Source organism: Mesorhizobium sp. L-2-11 (genome assembly GCF_016756595.1).
Taxonomy (GTDB): Bacteria; Pseudomonadota; Alphaproteobacteria; order Rhizobiales; family Rhizobiaceae; genus Mesorhizobium.
Genome location: NZ_AP023257.1, coordinates 5290061 through 5311620, shown reverse-complemented (window position 1 = coordinate 5311620; position 21560 = coordinate 5290061). Strand labels below are relative to the sequence as shown.

Below are 21560 nucleotides of genomic sequence, written 5' to 3'. Positions count from 1 at the left end.
CGATGTCTCGCAGCGCGTAACTTGGGAGGATAAAAATGGCAGAGATAACACGGACCCAGCCGCTGGCGCGCGATGCCATGGCCTATGTTCTGGCCGGCGGCCGTGGCAGCCGCCTCAAGGAATTGACCGACCGGCGCGCCAAGCCCGCGGTCTATTTCGGCGGCAAGACGCGCATCATCGATTTTGCGCTGTCCAATGCGCTCAATTCCGGTATCCGCCGCCTCGGCGTTGCTACTCAGTACAAGGCGCACTCGCTGATCCGCCATCTGCAGCGCGGCTGGAACTTCCTGCGGCCCGAGCGCAACGAGAGCTTCGACATCCTGCCGGCCAGCCAACGCGTATCGGAAACGCAATGGTATGAGGGGACGGCCGATGCCGTCTACCAGAACATCGACATCATCGAGGCCTACGGGCCCGAATACATGGTTATCCTGGCCGGCGATCACGTCTACAAGATGGATTATGAGCTGATGCTTCGCCAGCATGTCGACGCCGGCGCCGACGTCACCGTCGGCTGCCTCGAAGTGCCGCGCATGGAGGCGACCGGCTTCGGCGTCATGCATGTCGACAAGAAGGACACCATCATCTCCTTCATCGAGAAACCCGCCGATCCGCCCGGCATTCCCGACAAGCCGGATTTTGCCCTGGCGTCGATGGGCATCTACGTGTTCAAGACCAAGTTCCTGATGGAGCAGCTGCGCCGCGACGCGGCCGAACCGGGCTCGAGCCGTGACTTTGGCAAGGACATCATCCCCTATGTCGTCGAACACGGGAAGGCGATCGCCCATCGCTTCGCCAAATCCTGCGTGCGCTCGACCGCCGAGAACGAAGCCTACTGGCGCGATGTCGGGACCGTCGACGCCTATTGGGAAGCCAATATCGACCTCACCGACATCACGCCCGAGCTCGACCTCTACGACCGCGACTGGCCGATCTGGACCTATGCCGAGCTGAAGCCGCCGGCAAAGTTCGTGCATGACGAGGATGGCCGCCGTGGCTCGGCGGTATCCTCGCTGGTCTCGGGCGATTGCATCGTCTCAGGCGCCTCGCTGAAGCGAAGCCTGATCTTCACCGGCGCGCGCATCAACTCCTATTCGACGCTCGAGGACGTCGTCATGCTGCCCGACTGCCAGGTCGGCCGCAGCGCGAGATTGAAGCGCGTGGTGATCGATCATGGCGTCAGGATTCCCGAAGGCCTCGTGGTCGGCGAGGATCCCGTCCTCGACGCCAAGCGCTTCCGCGTTTCCGAAAAGGGCATCTGCCTCGTCACGCAGGCCATGATCGACAAACTCGGATTGTCGTGAATGCAGGTCCTGTCGGTCACGCCCGAAATATTCCCTCTGATCAAGACTGGCGGGCTTGCCGACGTGACCGGCGCGTTGCCCATCGCGCTCGCCGGCAAGGGCGTGGCGATGCGCACGCTTGTTCCCGGCTATCCGCAGATCATGGATGCCTTCAAGAAGAAGAAACCCGTTCACCACTATCCGCTGCTGCAAGGCGGCAAGGCTTCGGTCCATGCCGTCCAGATCGCCGGGCTCGACCTGTTCGTGCTCGACGCACCGCACCTGTTCGATCGCCCCGGCGGCCCCTATGGCAATGCCACCGGCGCCGACTGGCCGGACAATTGGCGGCGTTTCGCGGCCCTGAGCCAGGTTGGCGGCGACATCGCCGGCGGCGCGGTCTCGGGCTACCTGCCGGACATCGTCCATGCACATGACTGGCAATCGGCGATGACGCTGGCCTATATGCGCTACGGCAAGGCGGTCGGCACGCCCTCGATGATCACCGTTCACAATCTCGCTTTCCAGGGCCAGTTCGGCGCCGGCATCTTTGGCGAACTCGGCTTGCCGGCGGCGGCCATGGCGCTCGACGGCGTCGAATATTATGGCGGCGTCGGTTTCCTCAAGGCTGGCCTGCAGGCCGCCTGGGCCATCACCACAGTCAGCCCGACCTATGCGCAGGAGATCCGCTCGCCGGAATTCGGCATGGGGCTCGATGGCCTCATCAACATGCGGTCCGTCGATCTCTATGGCATCGTCAACGGCATCGACACCGAGATATGGAACCCTGAAACCGACAAGCATCTGGTTTCCAACTACACGGCCAGGACATTGAAGGCGCGGCACCCCAACCGGACCGCCGTCGAGGATCGATTCAACCTTGACCGCGACGACAGTCCGATCGTCTGCGTGGTCAGCCGGCTCACCTGGCAGAAGGGAATGGACATCCTGGCAACGGTCGTCGACGGGATTGTTGCGAGGGGTGCCCGCCTGGCGATCCTGGGGTCCGGCGACGCCGGCCTCGAAGGCGCGCTGCTGGCCGCCGCCGCCCGCCATCGCGGTCGCATCGGCGTCGTCGTCGGTTATGACGAGGCGCTTTCCCACACCATGCAGGGCGGCTGTGACGCAATCGTCATCCCGTCGCGTTTCGAGCCTTGCGGACTGACGCAGCTTTACGGCCTGCGCTATGGCTGCGTGCCGGTCGTCGCCCGCACCGGCGGTCTTGCCGACACCGTCATCGACGCCAATGAAGCGGCGATTTCGGCAGGTGTGGCGACCGGCTTCCAGTTCGCACCTGCCGATCCCGGCGCCTTGCTGCACGCCATCCGCCGGCTGGTCGCGGGGCACGCCAACCCCACGATCTGGACGTCGATGCAGCGGCAAGGCATGAAGGCCGATGTCTCGTGGGACAAAAGCGCAGAAAAATACCTCGAACTCTATCGCTTGCTGCTTTCGAAAAGGGCTGTCTGACGCATGATACGCACCGTCGCCACCAAACCTTATCTAGACCAGAAGCCCGGCACCTCCGGGCTGCGCAAGAAAGTGCCGGTGTTCCAGCAGGAGCACTATGCCGAGAACTTCATCCAGTCGATTTTCGATGCGCTGGACGGGTTCGAGGGCAAGACCCTGGTGATCGGCGGCGACGGCCGCTTTTACAACCGCGAGGTCATCCAGAAGGCCGTCGCCATGGCGGCGGCCAACGGTTTCGGCAAGGTGATGGTCGGGCAGGGCGGCATCCTGTCGACGCCGGCCGCTTCGCATGTCATCCGCAAATACAAGGCCTTCGGCGGCATCATCCTGTCAGCCAGCCACAATCCAGGCGGCCCGCACGAGGATTTCGGCATCAAATACAATGCCGGCAATGGCGGCCCGGCACCGGAAAAGCTGACCGACGCGATCTTCGCCAAGACCAAGGTGATTTCGAGCTTCAAGATCGCCGATATCGGCACAGTCGACCTCGACACGATCGGTACGGTCGAGGCGGGCGGCATGACCGTCGAGGTGATCGACCCCGTCGCCGACTATGCCGAACTGATGGAAAACCTGTTCGATTTCGATGCGTTGCGTGGGCTGTTCAAGTCAGGCTTCCGCATGCGCTTCGACGCCATGCATGCCGTGACTGGTCCCTATGCCAAGGAAATCCTGGAAAACCGGCTCGGCGCGCCGAAAGGCACCGCCCGCAACTTCGTCCCCCTGCCGGATTTCGGCGGCCACCACCCGGACCCGAACCTGGTCCACGCAAAGCACCTCTATGACGAGATGATGGGACCGGACGCGCCGGATTTCGGCGCCGCTTCCGACGGCGACGGCGACCGCAACCTGATCATCGGCAAGGGCATTTTCGTCACCCCGTCGGATTCGGTGGCTATGCTCGCCGCCAATGCTCATCTGGCGCCGGGCTACAAGGCCGGCCTGAAAGGCATCGCCCGCTCGATGCCGACCAGTGGTGCAGCCGACCGCGTCGCCGAAAAGCTCGGCATCGGCATCTATGAAACGCCGACCGGCTGGAAATTCTTCGGCAATCTGCTCGATGCCGACATGGCGACGATCTGCGGCGAGGAAAGTGCCGGAACCGGCTCCAACCATGTCCGCGAAAAGGACGGGCTGTGGGCCGTGCTTTTGTGGCTCAATATTCTCGCAGCCCGGGGCGAAAGCGCCAAGCAGATCGTTACCGAGCACTGGGCCGCCTATGGCCGCAATTACTACTCACGCCATGACTACGAGGAGGTCGAGACCGACCGGGCCAATGCGCTGGTCGACGAATTGCGGACCAAGCTCGCTTCCTTGCCCGGCACCAGCGTGCGCGGCATGAAGATCGCCAGCGCGGACGATTTCGCCTATCACGACCCGGTCGACGGGTCGATAGCCAGGAACCAGGGCATCAGGGTGCTGTTCGAAGGCGGATCGCGCATCGTCTTCCGTCTCTCCGGCACCGGTACCTCGGGGGCGACGCTGCGCGTCTATATCGAGCGCTACGAACCGGACCAGTCCAGGCACGATCTTGACACGCAGGAGGCGCTTGCCGACCTGATTGCGGCAGCCGAAGATATCGCCGGGATTCGCAGCCATACCGGCCGCGCCAAGCCGAGCGTGATTACTTGAAGCTGGTTGACAGCCGGCCGTCTGAATTCGGCCTGCGTTGCGAGGCTCCCCCTTCTCTCCTTGTTGTGGGAGAAGGTGGCCGAGCGAAGCTCGGTCGGATGAGGGGTGTTCCAGCTTGTCGCATACCTTTGCTCAAATCGCCCATGCCTCGTTGCTTCCAGCACCCCTCATCCGTCTCGGCGCTGCGCGCCGATCCACCTTCTCCCACAAGGGGAGAAGGAGACGCCGTATGAGTCCGCTCGGCGCCACCGTCGCTTGCGAAGGCATTCGCTTCGCCGCATGGTCCTCGTCAGCTCGGCGCATCTGGGTCTCGATCTTCGACGATGAAGGAACCCGGGAGATCGACCGGCTCGAGCTCCAGCCGGAAGGCGAGGGCGTTCACGCGCTTTTCGTTGCCGGCCTCGCCGCCGGCACCCGATACGGGCTTCGCGCCGATGGCGACTATGCGCCCGAGCAAGGGCTTTGGTTCGATCCCGACAAGCTGCTGGTCGACCCCTATGCCGTCGAAATCGACAGGCCCTATGTTTATGACGGCAGGCTCGCCGCGCGCCGGGGCGAGGCCACGGACACTGCGCCGCTGCTGCCAAAGGCTATTGCCGCAACCTTGCCGCAAGCGGTGCCTGTCTTGCCGCCGCTGTTCCAGCCCGGCGGCCTGATCTATGAAGTGCCGGTGCGCGCCTTCACCATGCTGCATCCGGCCATCCCGAAGCACCAGCGCGGGAAGCTTGCAGCGCTTGCCCATCCGGCCATCATCGAGCATCTGAAAAAACTCGGGGTCGGGGCGGTCGAACTGATGCCGGTGACGGCATCGATCGATGAGCGGCATTTGCCGCCGCTCGGGCTGCGCAATGCCTGGGGCTACAATCCCGTGACCTTCATGGCGCTCGATCCGCGCCTCGCGCCCGGCGGTCTGGCGGAATTGCAGCAGACGGTTGCCGCGCTGCGTGAGGCCGGCATCGGCGTCATCCTCGATCTTGTCTTCAACCACACCGGCGAAAGCGACAGGCTTGGGCCGACGCTGTCGCTGCGCGGCCTCGACAGCCGCGCCTACTACCGGCATCGGCCGGACGGCAGCCTGATCAACGACACCGGCACCGGCAACACCGTCGCTTGTGATCATCCGGCCGTCCGGGAAATGGTCATCGACACGCTTCGTCACTTTGTCTGCCACGCCGGCGTCGACGGTTTCCGCTTCGACCTGGCCCCCATTCTGGGGCGGGTCGATGGTGCGTTCGACGCCGCTGCGCCATTGCTCACGGCTATTCGGGATGATCCGCTCCTTGGCGACCGGGTGCTGGTCGCCGAGCCTTGGGATATCGGCCCGGACGGCTATCAGCTTGGCAATTTTCCGCCGCCCTTCCTCGAATGGAACGACAGATATCGCGACGACCTCCGCCGGTTCTGGCGCGGCGATAGCGGCATGGTCGGCGCGCTCGCCACCCGGCTTGCCGGCTCGTCCGACGTGTTTGCCAAACCAGGCCAGCAGACGAGCCGCAGCGTCAATTTCATCGCCGCGCATGACGGCATGACGCTGGCCGACATTGTTGCCTACGAGCACAAGCACAATGAGGCCAATGGCGAGCAGAACCGCGATGGCCACGACGACAACCTGTCCTGGAACAATGGCGTCGAGGGCGAGACCGGCGACCGGGCGATCGTTACGGCACGTTTCGATGACCGATGTGCGCTGCTGGCCACGCTGTTTGCCTCACGCGGCACGATCATGCTGACCGCCGGAGACGAATTCGGCCGCACCCAGAAGGGCAACAACAACGCCTATGCGCAGGACAACGAGATCACCTGGCTCGACTGGGCCGGGCGCGATCAGGCGCTGGAACAATACGCCGTTTTGCTCGCCACGTTGCGTCGTTCCGTGCCGGCGCTTTCCGACACGCGCTTCCTGACTGGAGAGCCGCCCCCTGGATCAGAAAAACCGGACGTGGTCTGGCTCACTGAAACCGGCACGCCGCTCGACGAGGCAGGCTGGCACGATCCGGGGCGGCACCGCCTGGTCTTGATGCTCGGCAGCGATGATCGCCGCCTTGCCGTTGTTATCAATGGCGATCGTCGGGCCTGTATGTTCACGCTGCCGGAGCGCGACGGATTTCGCTGGGAGCCAGCCATCGAGACAACGGACGGCGCAGCCGGAATTTCACGACCGGTGCCGGGGCGAACGGTGATCTTCATGATCGAACACGAAGCCGCGCAGGCTCGGATAAAGGAGAACCCGAGTGGCAAGTGACCACGCCGAGTGGTGGCGCGGCTGCGTCATCTACCAGATCTACCCGCGCTCCTTCCAGGACACGACGGGGGACGGCAGTGGCGATCTGCGTGGTATCACATCAAGGCTGGCTCATGTCGCATCGCTCGGCGCCGACGCCGTCTGGCTGTCGCCCTTCTTCAAGTCGCCGATGGCCGATATGGGCTACGACGTCTCCGACTATACAGCCGTCGATCCGATGTTCGGCACATTAGAGGATTTCGACGCAGTGGTCGCCGAGGCCCACCGTCTCGGGCTGAAAGTCATTATCGACCAGGTTCTGTCGCATTCGTCCGACCGGCACGAATGGTTCGTCGAAAGCCGCGCGAGCCGCGATAATCCCAGGGCGGATTGGTATGTCTGGGCCGATCCGAAGCCAGATGGCACCACGCCCAACAACTGGCTGTCGGTTTTCGGCGGCCCCGCCTGGGAGTGGGACGCGACCCGCAGGCAGTATTACATGCACAATTTTCTCGCCTCGCAGCCGGATCTCAATTTCCACAATCCGGAGGTTCAGGACGCCCTGCTGGAAACGGTGCGGTTTTGGCTGGAGCGCGGCGTCGACGGGTTTCGCCTCGACACGGTCAACTACTATGTCCATGACCGCTGGCTGCGCAGCAACCCGCCGCTGGCGTCAAGTGTCGCAGGCACCAACACCGAAACCAATCCCTACCTCTATCAGGAGCATTTGTTCGACAAGACGCAGCCCGAAAACCTCGCTTTCCTCAAACGTTTTCGGGCGCTGCTCGATGAATATGAGGGCCGCGCCGCTGTCGGCGAGGTCGGCGACGAAGCCCGCTCCTTGCAGACGCTAGCCGCCTACACCGGCGGCGGCGACAAGCTCGACATGTGCTACACTTTCGACCTGCTCGGTCCGCAATTCTCGGCCGCACACGTGCGTGGATGCGTCGAAGCGTTCGAGAGTGCTGTCTCCGACGGCTGGGTCTGCTGGGCGTTTTCCAACCACGATGTCGTTCGCCATGTGACGCGCTGGACGAGGCCCGGCGGCGATCCGGAAAGGACTGCGAAGTTCTCCATCGCGCTGCTGTCCTGCCTGCGTGGATCGATCTGCCTCTACCAGGGTGAGGAACTCGGGCTGGAGGAGGCGGAATTGGCGTTCGAGGATCTGCGCGATCCCTACGGCATCCGCTTCTGGCCGGGGTTCAAGGGCAGGGATGGCTGCCGCACGCCGATGGTGTGGGAGAAAGGCGCCAACAATGCCGGTTTTTCAACCGGCAAGCCATGGCTTCCGATCCCGGAAAGCCATCGCGCCCGCGCAGTCGATATCCAGAACGGCGAGGAAAAGTCAGTTCTGGCCGGCTATCGGGCGATGCTGGCGTTGCGCAAGCGGCATGCGGCGCTGGTACAAGGTTCGATCCGCTTTCTCGATGCCGAGGGCGAAGTGCTTGCCTTCATTCGCGAAGGCGGCGGCGAGAAGCTGCTGTGCGTTTTCAACTTCGCCGAGGAGCCGGCCAACTGGCCGTTGCCGCAGGGTATCGATGTCGCAGAGACAATCGACCTTGGCGCTGGCGCCGCCTTGCAGGGAAAAATTCTGTCGCTGCCGCCCTTGGGCTGCTTTCTCGGACGAGCCGGCTGACCTCTCCAACTCATTGAACAAGCACGGCGCGCCCGCAAGTCGCGCCCATGACCCGGACATCGGCCTCGCCGACATGCACGCCCAGTGCCGCAAGCACGTTGTAAACCAGGTCATCGACAGGCGCCGTCACGCCGTTCAGCAGCGCCACCACTGCCGGCTTCACGGTTCCGAGCAAGGCGGTTACATCAAGTCCGAGGCCCAGCGCACTGACCGAAAGCGACAGATTGTTGACCAGCGACGTGGTGAGAGATTGCGCCAGGTTTTTCGTGGAAGCGGTCTTTATCGTCTTGTTGGCGATGTCGGTGCTGTTGAAGGTCAAGATCGTAGGATCGGTGTTGGCGATCTCAACGGCCGCAGAACCGTTCACCCCGATCAGGTTGAGAGTGAGAAACAGAAGCTTCACGCTGACCTGCGCCATTTCGGCAGGTTGAAATGATTGTGGGTTGCTGAAATCGGCGAAGGCGCTTGGGCTGCTATCGGCATCGCTGGCCCCAAGGTGCAGCGAGGCAAGGCCCGGACGAGCGGCAATGGTAACCTTCAAACTGTCGGGGTGCCCCGTCGGGCAGCTGATGTCGGTCAGCTTGGCTTCGGCAGAGGCCACCTCGACATGAAGCGGCAGTTTGACGGACAGCAGGCTGATGCCGCCACCGAGATTCGCATTGCCGCCGCCGACGGACGCCACCAGCTTGATCCGCGTCTGCGCCGTGCGCACCACGGCGCCCTTCTCGCCGATTGTCAGCCATGGCGAGAATTGTGCAGGTTCGCCGACTGCAATGGCGAGCGTGGTGGAGGCAAGCCCCGGAATGGTGGCTCCGAGATTGAGCTCGACCTGCTTCGAGCCGTTGGCCAGTGCAGCGGCGGTGGTCAGCATGCCCATGGCGCTGGCGTCGACTGAAAAGCCGGGCGACTTTTGCCCAAGGCCAAGCTGGCCCATCGATCCAAGATCGACAAGATGATTGAGCGGTATCTTGACTGTGTTGGTGGTCCTTGACGCGATTGTCTGCAAAGCCAGCTTGCTGGTGCTGCCAACGGGTGAAACATTGGCCATGGCGGTGGCTATCTGGCCCACTGTCGCTTTCGAAGCCAGCACCTCCGAATAGCTGACACCTGTCAGCTGCATCTCAACGGCAAGGGCATCAATGAACGAAAGCAGGTTCACGTCGGCAGCGATCAGAGCGTTGTAGTCCATGACGCTGAGCGCGATGTTGCCGCCCAGGAACTTGCTGAGAAGAGCGTTGAGGATGCCGCCATTGACGCTGAGAAGCCTGGACCCGACCGAGAACATCGCCTGCGGCGCAACGCTGGCGGTAGCTTCAGTGCCGATCACCGGCGTAGGAATGACGGAACTCGCAAAGTAGCGGGCAGGAATCTTTTTGAGCGCGACATGGACGGCGTTGTAGGGCGTTTTGCCGGCCTCGAAGCGCTTGTCGACGCCGAGCGACGACTCTGCCGAATATCGGCCGGGGGTGACCGAAACGATAGTCTTTCCGAGGGCGGGGGTGATCGTCTGCCCTGCCTTCTGAACAACGATGCCCGGCATTCCGTTGTCGCCGAGCGTGGTGACCACCGCGGCTTCAAAGTTGTTGATGTTGGAGGCGGCGGTGATTGCCGCCAGATCGGTCATTGCCTGGGCTTCCCGGCGTTCCACATAGATCGAGCCTTCATCAATGGCGAAAGCAGCCAGCGCCAGCGCGAACGGTGCGCACAGCGCCGTCATGACGGCGAAGTTCGCCTTGAGGTCGCCGAGCATCGAGCGGGCGGCCCGGCTGATTCTCCCCAGCAAAGGTTCCGACATTCAGATGCCTCCGACCCGGATTGTCGACTGGCGTGAGATCGTGGTGCCAGGCATGGGCAGCGCCGGGAACAGATTCCAGACCGGCAGGTTGCGGGCATCATATTGGATGGACACGACGAACTGGCTTCCATCGGCCGTGCTGTCCTTGGCCTGATAGGTCAGCTTGTTGGATTCGACGAAGGGATATCCGCCGGCATTGTTGGTGACGAAACTGGTCACCAGCGCCTGGCGCTCACCTTCGTTCAGCCCGGCAATTGCCGTGCGGGCGGCGTCCGCTGCGATCTGCTGCACCGAATGGCTTGCACCAAAATAGATACCATATGCAACCATTCCGAGAAGTAATAAGATAAAAATCGGCGAAAGCAGCGCGAACTCAATCGCGGAAGTTCCGGACCGCTCGCTAAACTGGCACAATTTTCGTCTTAACTGGCGCATATTACGCCGTTGTATGGAGAAGGTCTTAGTTTCTCTGCTGTTCATGTCCTTCGCCCACCGGGACATACCGAAGCCCGCAAAAGATGTAACCCGTGGTTGCTTAAAGGCGGCTTAAGACATTGTGGCAAAATGGAATCGACGACAGATTTCCTGCCGGGAGCGAATGCTTGAAGCGGCGAGAACGAAGCTGGACCAATTCCATGCGCCCCGCTTCGATGCGCGACTTCTTCAACAAAAGCGGCGCGACCTGCTCGTTGCAGACAAGCCGTCGTTCCCATGGACCGCCACCTGGGTAGCAGGATGTCGCTGGTGGGCTTGAGGAGGCCGAGGCAATCGTCGGTTCCGAGGCCTTTAGGGAAGGCGCCGTACTGTTCATCGACGCATCAACGACACCTTTGGTCATGCCATCGGTGATGCCGTCCTCCAGGAGATGGGCAGTGCTATTCGCAACTCGATTCGGGAAAGCGACTTGGCGGCGCGCATCGGCGGCGAGGAGTTCGCTGTGTTCCTGGTCGAAGCTGGCCGCGACAAGACATTGGAAATAGCCGAGCGCATCAGACAGAACATGCGCGGCGTCAGACGGGCAGTCGGCATCGAGGATCGAGAAATCACCGTCAGCATCGGGATTTGCGTGCACGGACCAGGCCAAACCTTGAACGACATCCTGCTGCGCGCTGATCAGAATCTCTAGGTGGCAAAGAACAAGGGGCGCGACTGCATCGTCGCAACCACCGGGTTCGGACCGGTATTCGCATGATCGTGACTGGCACGATTGCTACGCATAGGCTGGACTCACAATTATTGGTATCCACGCCATCGCCCCGTTTGCCGAAGAGAGTTCCGGCCTGACCGAACAGCGATCCGCCAAGAGCGAAAGCATCCGCAATATTGACAGCAGAAGCTGAAAAGGCTCGGTCCATGGTTTCGACTGCTGTTCTGGCGGCCGCGAAGTGGCTTGGCTGCGCCTTACTTAGGGTGACCTCACGAGTCTGTTGAAATAAAAAATCGCCACGTTACTGTTTGGCCACCAGCTGCCGGAAAGGGAACCGGCGGCGCGCTCTAAGGGCCAGCGAATCGGTTTCGGGGCGTCAACACTCAAGAGGCGCAGCGCAAGGGCCGCCTCGACAGGGAGAACTTCATGCTGAAAAACATGCTGAAGGCGACGGTGTTCGCCACAACCATGGCTTTGGCCGCTGGCACGTTCTACACGCCAGCCTTCGCCGAGGTCGTCTACAACCGAGGCACCGCTGCCGAATCGGAGTCGCTCGACCCGCACAAGACCTCGACGATCTACGAAGCCGCTGTTTTGCGTGACCTGTTCCAGGGGCTGGTCATGCAAGACCAGAAGGCGAACGTCATCCCGGGCGCCGCCGAAAGCTGGACGGTATCGGACGACGGCACTGTCTACACCTTCAAGCTGCGCAAGGACGGTGTCTGGTCGGATGGTAGCCCGGTCACGGCAGATGACTTCGTCTACGCTTTCCATCGGCTGGAAGATCCGGCCACCGGCGCCGAATACGCCTCGATGCTCTATCCCGTGAAGAACGCCGAGGAGGTGAACACCAAGAAGGCGAAGCCGGAGGAGATGGGCGTCAAGGCAATCGACGCCAACACTCTGGAAGTGACGCTGAAGGCGCCGACGCCCTATTTCCTTGAAATGCTGACCCACCAAGCGACCTATCCGGTCAGCAAGGCGTCCATTGACAAGCTCGGCGCCGATTGGATCAAGCCGGGCAATCTGGTCTCCAACGGCCCCTTTACCTTGGCGGAGTGGGTTCCCAATGACCACATCAAACTGATCAAGAATCCGAAATTCTGGGATGCTGCGAGCGTCAAGCTGGATGTCGTCAACTACATCCCGACCGAAGATCGTTCGTCGGCGATAAAGCGCTTCGAGGCTGGCGAACTCGACAGCTATGACGACCTCCCGACCGAGCAGCTCGCCGATCTCAAGGCCAAGTTTGGCGATCAGATTCGCGTTGGACCTTATCTCGGCACCTACTATTTTGCGATCAAGACCGACAAGGCTCCGTGGGACAACGTCGAACTGCGCAATGCCATCTCAATGGCGGTCGACCGCGATTTCCTTGCCGAAAAGGTCTGGCAGAACTCAATGCTGCCCGGCTATTCGATGGTGCCTCCAGGCATTGAGGGCTATACGCCGGCAATGGCCAAATATGCGGACATGTCCCAGATCGACCGCGAGGATGAGGCCAAGAAGGTGCTCGAGAAGCTTGGCTACACGCCCGAGAACCCGCTGAAGATGGAAATCCGCTACAACACGTCGGAAAACCACAAGAACACTGCAGTCGCCATCCAGGAGCAGTTGAAGCCGCTCGGCGTTGAAGTCACGCTGCTCAACACCGACACCAAGACCCACTACTCCTTCCTTGAGCAGAAGGGCGACTATGACGTGGCGCGTGCCGGCTGGATTGCGGATTACAAGGATCCGGAAACCTTCCTCGGCATCTCCCGCAAGGCAAGCGGCAACAACTATTCGGGCTACAACAGCCCGGAATTCGAGAAGGCCATGGACGAGGCGGCCGCCGCCGGCGGCAAGCCCGAACAGCGCATGAAAGAACTCGCCGAGGCTGAGCGCATCCTCGTCGATGAGGTCGGCAACATCCCGCTTCTCTACTACAGCTACAAGGATATCGTTTCTCCGAAGCTTCATGGCTTCGAGGATAACGTTATGGACGTGCATCCCTCCCGCTTCATCTCCAAGGACTGATTTCCTTGGCCGGACTGCCGCCCCTTTACAGCGCCGCGCGTCCTTCGGGACGCGCAAGGGGCGCTGTAACGCCTTGATTTTGCGCGTGATCCTTGTCGAACCTTCGGTTCTGGTCATGCGCTAGGGGCGGCGGCTCCGGTTTGCTGGCAAAGCGGGGAACCGATGCTACGATACGTATTCCGGCGGCTCCTGACCGCCATCCCGACGCTGTTCGTCATCGTGACCATGGCGTTCTTCCTGATACGTGTCGCGCCTGGCGGCCCGTTCAATCAGGAGCGGGGCCTGAGTCCCGAGATCAAGGCCAATCTTGAAGCGCAGTTCGGCCTCAACGACCCGCTCTGGCTGCAATATGTCCACTATCTCGGCAATCTGCTGCGTGGCAATTTCGGTCCGAGCTACAATATGCCGGATTTCACTGTCGGCGAATTGTTTGCCAGGGGCCTGCCCGTTTCGATCCAGATCGGCGCCTCGGCCCTGATCCTGGCGCTGCTGCTCGGCAGCCTCCTCGGCACTATTGCCGCGCTCAACCAGAACAAACTTGCCGATTATTCGGTGATCGCCCTGGCGACCGCCGGCAGCACCATTCCGACCTTCGTCATCGCGCCGGTTATCCAGCTTCTGTTCGGACTGACCTGGAAACTACTGCCGATCGGCGGCTGGGGTGATGGCGCCCTGCTCAACAAGATCGGCCCTGTGCTGACCCTCGCCTTGCCGCAACTCGCCATCGTCGCCCGCCTGATGCGCGGCTCGATGATCGAATCACTGCGCTCGCACCACATTCGCACCGCACATGCGCTCGGCCTGTCGGACTGGTCGGTGGTCGTCAAGCATGCCCTGCGCGGCGCCATATTGCCGATCGTCTCCTTCACCGGCCCGGCGGCGGCGGCACTTCTCACCGGCTCGATCATCGTCGAGACGATCTTTTCCATTCCCGGCATCGGCCGCTATTTCGTCGAGGCCGCGCTCAACCGCGACTACACGCTGGTCATGGGCACCGTGGTGGTCATCGCGCTGTTCACCATCGTCTTCAACCTGATCGTCGACGTCATGTACGCCTTCGTCGATCCGAGGGTGCGCTATGACTGACATCGCAGCCACCGCTCCGGCCATCGTCGGCCGCTCCCTGTGGGGCGATGCCTGGGTGCGCCTCAAGGCCAACCGCGCCGCCATGTTCAGCCTGTATTATCTTGCCTTCATCGCGATCCTCAGCGTGTTCGGACCCTCTTTGGTGCCGCATCGATACACCACCATCTACGCCGACTATGTGCGCATGCCGCCGAGCTTGTCGGCCTATCCGAAGCCCGACAAGATAGAAATCGCGCTCAACGAGGCGATCAAGCGCATGCGTGTCGACATCAAGCAGTGGCGGCAGGAAGGCAACCGCATCTTCGTCACCGTCACATCGCGCAAGCCGATCGACGATCGCAATGTCCGCTACCTAGACCGTTCGGATGCCTTCGATGACACAAAGATCGAGGGTAAATCGCCTGACGGCCTTGAAGCGGTGATGAGCGCTTCGATCAGGCAGCAATATTTCCTGTTCGGCACTGACAATACCGGCCGCGATCTCTTGTCGCGAACGCTGATGGCTGGGCGCATCTCGCTGGCGATCGGCCTGCTCGCCGGGGTCGTCGCCGGCGTTATCGGCGTGCTCTACGGCGCTACGGCCGGCCTTGCCGGCGGCAAGATAGACGAGGTGATGATGCGCATCGTCGATGTGCTCTATTCGCTGCCGTTCATCTTCTTCGTGATCATGCTGGTGGTGTTCTTCGGCCGGAACTTCGTGCTGATGTTCCTGGCGGTCGGCGCCGTGCTGTGGCTCGACATGGCGCGCATCGTGCGCGGCCAGGCGCTGTCGATCCGGCGGCAGGAATATGTCCAGGCGGCGGAGGCGATGGGCGTGGGCCAGCGCGGCATCCTGATCCGCCACGTCATTCCCAATCTGCTTGGCCCGGTGGTTATCTATATGACGCTGCTGGTGCCGCAGGTCATCATCCTGGAGAGTTTCCTGTCCTTCCTCGGGCTCGGCGTGCAGGAACCGATGACCAGCTGGGGCGTGCTGATCTCGACCGGCGCCAAGAACATCGGCACCGCCAACTGGCTGCTTTTGTTCCCAGCGTTTTTCCTTGTCTCGACGCTGTTCGCGTTGAATTTCGTCGGCGACGGCCTGCGCGACGCGCTCGACCCCAGGGATCGTTGAGATGGACACTTCCGAAACGATCCTCAGCGTCAAGGACCTTCGCGTCCGCTTCCGCACACTTGACGGTGTGGTCGAGGCGGTCAAGGGCATCAACATCCACGTCAATGCAGGCGAAACCGTTGCCGTTGTCGGCGAATCCGGTTCCGGCAAAAGCCAGACGATGATGGCGGCGATGAGCCTGCTGGCCTCGAACGGCGAGGCGACGGGCGTCGTCGACTATCGCGGCCGCAATCTTTTGACCCTGAGCAAATCCGAGCTCAACCAGGTCCGCGGCCGCAAGATCAGCATGATCTTCCAGGAGCCGATGACCTCGCTCGATCCGCTCTATTCGATCGGCAACCAACTGATCGAACCGATCCGTCGGCATCGTGGCCTTGGCGCGGCGCAAGCACGCGAAGAGGCGCTCAAGCTCTTGCGGCTGGTCCATATTCCCGATCCCGAGCGGCGGATGAAATCCTATCCGCACGAATTATCGGGTGGCCAGCGACAGCGGGTCATGATCGCCATGGCGCTGGCCAACGACCCCGACATACTGATCGCAGACGAACCGACGACCGCGCTCGACGTGACCATCCAGGCGCAGATTCTCATGCTGCTTGCGGAGCTGCAGCGCAAGCTCGGCATGGCGATTGTCTTCATCACCCACGATCTCGGCATTGTCCGACGCCTTGCCGACCGCGTTTATGTCATGCGCTCCGGCGAAGTCGTCGAGGAGGGCGAGGCGGAAGCGATCTTCGTCAATCCGCAGCATGCCTATACCAAGATGCTGTTGGCCGCCGAGCCGACCGGCACCAAGGCGCCGCCACCGCCAAATGCGCCCGTCTTGCTCGAAGGCAGGAATGTCGAGGTGACCTTCAGGATCGGCGGTGGGTTTCTTGCCGGAGAGCCGCTGATCCTGCGCGCAGTCGATCACATTTCGATCCGGCTCAAACGCAACCAGACCATTGGCATCGTCGGCGAATCCGGTTCGGGAAAATCCACGCTCGGCCGAGCCCTGCTGCGGCTCCTGCCAAGCGATGGCCTCATCCGCTTTGGCGATCGCGATATTTCCGCCGCCGACCGTCAGGCCATGCGGCCGCTGCGGCGCGAATTGCAGCTGGTCTTCCAGGACCCGTTCGGTTCGCTGTCGCCGCGCATGACCGTCGGCCAGGTCATCACCGAAGGGCTTCTGGTGCATGAGCCGGCCCTGTCGGGCAGGCAACGCGATCTGCGCGCCGTCGAGGCCTTGCGCGAGGTCGGGCTCGACCCGAATGCGCGCAATCGCTACCCGCACGAATTCTCCGGCGGCCAGCGCCAGCGCATCGCCATCGCCCGGGCGATGATCCTCAAGCCCAAGCTGGTCGTCCTCGATGAGCCGACGTCGGCGCTCGACCGCTCCGTCCAGAAGCAGATCGTCGAATTGTTGCGCAAGCTGCAGGCCGACCATGAACTGTCCTACCTGTTCATCAGCCATGATCTCGCCGTCGTGCGCGCCATGGCCGACTACATCATCGTCATGAAGCAGGGCAAGATCGTCGAGGAAGGGCCGACCGAGGTGATCTTCAGCAATCCGCAGGCAGCCTACACGCAGACGCTGATGGCCGCGGCCATCGACGTCACACGGTTTCGCTTGAGTGCATAGCGCGACCGGTCAGCAGCGGATGGTCGATCCATGGATCAACTATGGAAACGTTCGCCAAATACGCCAAGGCGGCCAATGCGATCAGAACCGTGAGCGTTACCGCCAACAGAACAAGCATAGCGAGTTTGCGCGAGCCGCTGCTGACTCTTGTCCACCAACGGCGGCTTGCGCGCAGGCGCTTGGCTGTCGGTTGCCTCCGAGACCGCGAACGTGGTCCCCGATCTACTCAGGTTGGCTGCGCTTGTCAGCGCCTAGGCGGCTTGTTGGGACGTAGTCCTGGCCTCGATGAACGCAGCGACATCCGAAGCGAAGCGAAGCGGCTCTTCCCAATGGATCGAGTGGCCGGCCCGGTCGTAGAGCGACAGCTGGGCGCCTGGAATCCGTGCGAGGAGCACGTCCTGATCCGAGCGCGGAAACAATGCATCGGCCGCGCCCCACATGACCAGCGTTGGCGCCCGGATGAGTGTAAGCTCCGCCGTATGGTCGGCGTCCATCAGCCCCCTCAATGCGTCCTTCCATATGCGAGCGGGGGTCTTTAGGCTTTCGTCGACGAAGGTTTCAAGAAGCGCGCGCGGGATTGGTTGCGCGAGCGTGCTGCTTTGAAAAGCAAGGGCGAAATCCCTTTCGATGGGATCTGTGAAATGCTCAACCTCCCGCCAGAGCTCATCCACGGCAGCATTGCCCGCCGTTGCCGGAAACGAGCCCTCGAGGACGAGCCCCGCGACCCGGTCGGGATAATCGATCGCAATCCGCTGCGCGACGAAACTGCCCATAGAGTGGCCGGCGATAACCGCGCGGCCAATGCCCAATCGGTCAAGCAGCGCCACGGCATCTGAAGCGAGATCTCTGGGGGTGTAGCCTTCGGCGGGTTTCCCCGCTTCGCCGTGCCCCCTTTGTGTGAACGCGATTGCGCGGACCGAAGCCGGGAACTTCTGCAGCACAGGCTCAAACGAACGCCAGCTGTCCGTATATCCGTGCAGGAGCAGCAGCGGCGTCGCGGCGGGATTGCCGTGCTCAACGCATGGAACCGAAAGTCCGTTGTCGAGTCTGATTGTATATGACCTCAAATTGTCGCTCATTATGTCCTCCCTGAGGGCGATCTCGCCCTGTGTGATCCTTCTCAACCCGCTTCCGGGCAGTGGATGCAGATCTGTTCAATGTGTCGGTGATCGGTGCCACAGCCGCCCAGCACGTCGACGTGGCGGAAGCGACTGCCGAGGTTTCGATATCGAAGGCCAAGCTCGATCGGTTCCCGCCATCCAGCTTCGTGGCCTGCCCGCAAGATAGGCGAGGTCGAAACCCTCCAGGAACATCAGCTTCGTCTCGATCCCGGCATCGGTCAAAAAGATGTCGCCACCGAGCTGCGGCAGACGATGTCTGAAGTCGGTCATCTATGTGTCCTCTGATGGGCGACAGCATTCGCAACCGCTGACGCATTCGGCGCGCGGGATCCGTCACGATCTCTTCGCGCGGATACTCATTACTGTCCTGTTGCGATAGGTTATGATGCAGCTCGCGTCCTTTTAGAATGATGGGGACGCCGGTTCTCTTGCCCGATCCGCCGGAGCATGAGGTGGTCATGGATGCGCTGCTGGATATCTGCAGGACGATGCAGCTTACGGGGGGTGTCTTTCTTGAGGCTGAGTTCACCGCACCCTGGTGTGTGACCTCGCAGGTCGCGCCCGAGGACTGCAGCCCTTTCATGCCGGCGCCGCTCCATCTGATTGCCTATCATTACGTGACCGCCGGTCGCCTTGTCCTGCAGACGGAAGGGCATGCGCCAGTTTCGGTCCAGGCTGGCGAGATCATTCTGATCCCGCGCAACGACGGGCATGTTCTCGGCAGTGCGGCCAATCTCAGGCCGGTCAACGCCCATTTCCTGATCCAGCCTGCAGGAGCAGGGGGAATGGCGCGCATCGTCTACGGAGGCGGTGGCGAGCGGACGCAAATCCTGTGCGGTTACCTCGGCACGAATACGCCCAACACGGCGATCTGCGGTATCTTGCCCAGGATGCTCAAAATTGGCGTGGAGGAGGGCGCTTCTGGCAGCTGGATTGAAAGCTCGTTCCGCTTTGCCGCGCATCAGTTGGCGGAAAGCCGCATCGAGTCGCCGGCCGTGCTCGGCAAGCTTGCCGAACTGCTGTTCGTCGAGGCAGTGCGCCGTTATGTAAGGTCGCTGCGACCAGAGGCGAACGGATGGCTCGCCGGCCTGCGCGATCCCGCGGTGGGGCGGGCGCTTGCACTGCTCCACAGCCGTATGACGCACCGCTGGACCACGGAGGAGCTTGCGCATGAAATCGGATTATCGCGCTCCGCGTTCGCCGAGAGATTCACGAGCCTCATAGGAGAACCGCCAATGCGCTACCTGGCGAATTGGCGAATGCAGGTCGCCGCCCAGCGCCTGAAGGGCTCCCATGAACCCATCGCCCGTATCGCTTTTGAGATCGGCTACGAATCGGAAGCCGCGTTCAATCGGGCCTTCAGACGGGCATTCGACATGCCCCCCATGGCCTGGCGCAAACTGCAGTAGGGCGTGAACGCCGTTTGCTGATACGTATGAGGAGCCGTGCGGCCGTCATTTTGGTCCTTCGCCGCTCCGACCATGAACTATCCTACCTGTTCATCAGCCACGATCTCTCGCCGTCGTCCGTGCCATGGAGACTACATCATCGTCATGAAGCAGGGCAAAATCGTCGAGGAAGGGCCGACCGAGGCGATCTTCAGCAATCCGCAGCCAGCCTACCCGCGGACGCTGATGGCCGCGGCCATCGACGTCACACGGTTTCGCTTGAGTGCATAGCGCGACCGGTCAGCAGCGGATGGTCGTTGAAAGATCCCGAGGCGAATAGACCGTCGTCTGCAGCCACGGCTGCCATGGCTTCAATCTCGATCATCGCCTCGGGTGTTGGAGGGCTTGATCTCGACGATCGTCTCAGCCGATAAAAACTGGAAAAACTACTTCCGGTGGAGTTCAACGACCTCCTTGAACTTGCTCACGTCCTGCGCTGGATTCAACATAACGCCCGAAGTTGTTCAGGATCGCCTGCCAGCCGTCACGCTGCATCTCGATGGAGTTCTGCGCCTCGGCATCGAATATGGTCGTCACCTTCGTACCGTCCCCTGCGGCTTCGAAGGTCGTACGCGCCTTGCGCCCGTCGCTCATTGCGAATGCGATCGCCTTGTACGGCTCGACCTCTTCGTACACCGCCTCGAAATCGAAGCCGAAACTGCCGTCCTTGGCTTCCATGCGCGCCTTGTAGCCGCCGCCCACCCTTAGGTCGGCTTCCGCGCTTGGGCAGCACCAGTCGTCGGAAGCGAAGTTCCACCGCGTGATATCGCCGGGCGTCGTGTAGGCCTGCCAGACGCGTTCTATCGGCGCGGCGATCGTGGTGGCAATGGTGATCTGCTGGTTGGTCATTTTTGGTTTCCTTGTCGTCGCAGTCGGATGAGATCACGCAGACGGTTTATTGCGTGATTTCGGGCTCGACGAGATTGGCAAGCTTGCGCAGCGACTCTTGCCAACCGAGATAGCATGCCTCGACGGGGATCAGATCGGGCACGTTCTCCTGAACCACCGTCATCTCCGTTCCAACTGAAACGGCCGTCAGCGTGACGGTCACTTTCATCTCGCCCGCAAGGTTCGGATCATCGAACACATCGCTGTAGACGAGCGTCTCGCCGGGGACGAGTTTCAGATAGGTGCCGCCGAAGGAATGGCTTTGCCCGGTCGTGAAGTTTCGAAAAGACATCCTGTGCTTGCCGCCTTCCTTCGCCTCAAGCTCATGCACAGTACAGGTAAAACCGAAGGGCGGCAGCCAACTCGCGACCGCGTCAGGTTCCAGAAATGCGCGATAGACCTTTTCGGGCTTCGTGGCCAAAACCCGGTGCAGTTTAACGGTGTTGGGCATGATCATCTCCATTCATCGAGTTCACCAGGGCGTCTTGCCTTGGATCGGGTCAGTCGGCTGCTGCGGCTTCCAGCGCCGCGATATCGATTTTCTTCATCGTCATCATCGCCTCCATCGCGCGCTTGGCCTTGGCGCGGTCCGGGCTGGTCGTCAGTTCCATCAGCCGCTTCGGCGTGATCTGCCAGGAGAAGCCCCACCGGTCCTTGCACCATCCGCAGGCGCTTTCGCTGCCGCCGTTTCCAACGATCGCATTCCAGTAGCGGTCGGTCTCTTCCTGATCTTCGGTCAGCACCATCAGGCTGACGGATTCGTTCGCCTTGAAATTCGGGCCGCCGTTCAGGCCGAGAAAAGACTGGCCGAGCACAGTGAACTCGACCGTCAGTTCATTGCCTTCCTTGCCGCCGGGATAGTCCGACGCGGCCGCATTCAGCCGATCCACATGACTGTCGGGAAAAGTGGCGGCATAGAATTCCGCCGCCTTGCGTGCTTCGCCGTGATCGAACCACAGGCAGGTCACGAGTTTCGTCATATCTAATCTCCTCGGTTCTTGTTCGTTCGTGGGGTATTTGTTCGCGCCGCGATTGCCAGACCTCAGTCGAACCAGCCCTTGGGCGGCTCGTCGGCCAGAACG

General features: G+C 61.7%; 17 protein-coding genes and 1 pseudogene. 12 read left to right on the top strand and 6 right to left on the bottom strand.

Going from position 1 to position 21560, the window contains the following annotated elements:
• The first annotated feature begins 35 nt into the window (after positions 1-35).
• The 5 genes from glgC to bglA all read left to right on the top strand — a co-directional run bounded on the left by glgC (position 36) and on the right by bglA (position 8239).
• The gene (glgC, locus tag JG739_RS25360) at positions 36-1304 is read left to right on the top strand and encodes a glucose-1-phosphate adenylyltransferase (RefSeq protein ID WP_202363907.1); all 1269 of its coding nucleotides are present in this window, start codon (positions 36-38) and stop codon (positions 1302-1304) included.
• Entirely contained in the window at positions 1305-2750 is a 1446-nt protein-coding gene (gene glgA / locus JG739_RS25355) for a glycogen synthase GlgA (protein ID WP_202363906.1), read from the top strand.
• Between the two features lie 3 nt (positions 2751-2753).
• A complete protein-coding gene (locus JG739_RS25350) occupies positions 2754-4382 on the top strand; it encodes an alpha-D-glucose phosphate-specific phosphoglucomutase (protein WP_202363905.1) in 1629 nt (542 codons plus the stop codon).
• Between the two features lie 229 nt (positions 4383-4611).
• Positions 4612-6624, top strand: coding sequence for a glycogen debranching protein GlgX (gene glgX, locus JG739_RS25345; RefSeq protein ID WP_202363904.1), 2013 nt, complete (start codon positions 4612-4614; stop codon positions 6622-6624).
• Positions 6614-8239, top strand: a complete 1626-nt coding sequence (gene bglA, locus JG739_RS25340; RefSeq protein ID WP_202363903.1) for a beta-galactosidase BglA — start codon at positions 6614-6616, stop codon at positions 8237-8239. Before glgX ends, bglA begins: the two co-directional genes overlap by 11 nt.
• A gap of 10 nt (positions 8240-8249) precedes the next feature.
• Here the strand turns inward: bglA and JG739_RS25335 are convergent, their stop codons facing one another.
• Both JG739_RS25335 and JG739_RS25330 read right to left on the bottom strand, forming a co-directional pair.
• Positions 8250-10034, bottom strand: coding sequence for a pilus assembly protein TadG-related protein (locus tag JG739_RS25335; RefSeq protein WP_244749567.1), 1785 nt, complete (start codon positions 10032-10034; stop codon positions 8250-8252).
• A complete protein-coding gene (locus tag JG739_RS25330) occupies positions 10035-10469 on the bottom strand; it encodes a TadE/TadG family type IV pilus assembly protein (protein WP_202367632.1) in 435 nt (144 codons plus the stop codon).
• Positions 10470-10899: 430 nt separating this feature from the next.
• Between JG739_RS25330 and JG739_RS36435 the strand changes: the two genes are divergently transcribed.
• From JG739_RS36435 to JG739_RS25305, 5 genes are all read left to right on the top strand, one after another.
• Positions 10900-11160, top strand: coding sequence for a diguanylate cyclase domain-containing protein (locus JG739_RS36435; RefSeq protein ID WP_446720514.1), 261 nt, complete (start codon positions 10900-10902; stop codon positions 11158-11160).
• A gap of 447 nt (positions 11161-11607) precedes the next feature.
• Positions 11608-13200 carry a peptide ABC transporter substrate-binding protein gene (locus JG739_RS25320; RefSeq protein WP_202363902.1) on the top strand — a complete coding sequence of 531 codons (1593 nt, stop codon included), beginning with the start codon at positions 11608-11610 and terminating at the stop codon, positions 13198-13200.
• Positions 13201-13362: 162 nt separating this feature from the next.
• On the top strand, positions 13363-14286 hold the full coding sequence (locus JG739_RS25315) for an ABC transporter permease subunit (protein WP_202363901.1): 924 nt from the start codon (positions 13363-13365) through the stop codon (positions 14284-14286).
• Complete coding sequence (locus JG739_RS25310; RefSeq protein ID WP_202363900.1) at positions 14279-15400, top strand: ABC transporter permease; 1122 nt, start codon at positions 14279-14281, stop codon at positions 15398-15400. The genes JG739_RS25315 and JG739_RS25310 overlap by 8 nt, the downstream gene beginning before the upstream one ends.
• Position 15401: 1 nt before the next feature.
• Positions 15402-17021 carry an ABC transporter ATP-binding protein gene (locus JG739_RS25305; RefSeq protein ID WP_202363899.1) on the top strand — a complete coding sequence of 540 codons (1620 nt, stop codon included), beginning with the start codon at positions 15402-15404 and terminating at the stop codon, positions 17019-17021.
• Between the two features lie 251 nt (positions 17022-17272).
• Here the strand turns inward: JG739_RS25305 and JG739_RS25300 are convergent, their stop codons facing one another.
• Positions 17273-18100 (bottom strand): alpha/beta fold hydrolase, encoded by an 828-nt coding sequence (locus tag JG739_RS25300; RefSeq protein ID WP_202363898.1) that lies wholly within the window; start codon positions 18098-18100, stop codon positions 17273-17275.
• A gap of 500 nt (positions 18101-18600) precedes the next feature.
• Between JG739_RS25300 and JG739_RS25295 the strand changes: the two genes are divergently transcribed.
• Both JG739_RS25295 and JG739_RS36245 read left to right on the top strand, forming a co-directional pair.
• Positions 18601-19551 carry an AraC family transcriptional regulator gene (locus JG739_RS25295; RefSeq protein WP_202363897.1) on the top strand — a complete coding sequence of 317 codons (951 nt, stop codon included), beginning with the start codon at positions 18601-18603 and terminating at the stop codon, positions 19549-19551.
• 65 nt (positions 19552-19616) lie between these two features.
• Positions 19617-19821: pseudogene (locus JG739_RS36245) on the top strand (microcin ABC transporter ATP-binding protein); the annotation flags it as partial.
• Between the two features lie 171 nt (positions 19822-19992).
• Here JG739_RS36245 and JG739_RS25285 read toward each other — a convergent pair.
• The 3 genes from JG739_RS25285 to JG739_RS25275 are packed head-to-tail and all read right to left on the bottom strand — an operon-like array spanning position 19993 to position 21458.
• Complete coding sequence (locus JG739_RS25285) at positions 19993-20439, bottom strand: SRPBCC family protein (RefSeq protein WP_202363896.1); 447 nt, start codon at positions 20437-20439, stop codon at positions 19993-19995.
• A gap of 46 nt (positions 20440-20485) precedes the next feature.
• Entirely contained in the window at positions 20486-20929 is a 444-nt protein-coding gene (locus tag JG739_RS25280) for an SRPBCC family protein (protein WP_202363895.1), read from the bottom strand.
• 49 nt (positions 20930-20978) lie between these two features.
• Positions 20979-21458 carry a VOC family protein gene (locus JG739_RS25275; RefSeq protein WP_202363894.1) on the bottom strand — a complete coding sequence of 160 codons (480 nt, stop codon included), beginning with the start codon at positions 21456-21458 and terminating at the stop codon, positions 20979-20981.
• Positions 21459-21560: the final 102 nt, after the last annotated feature.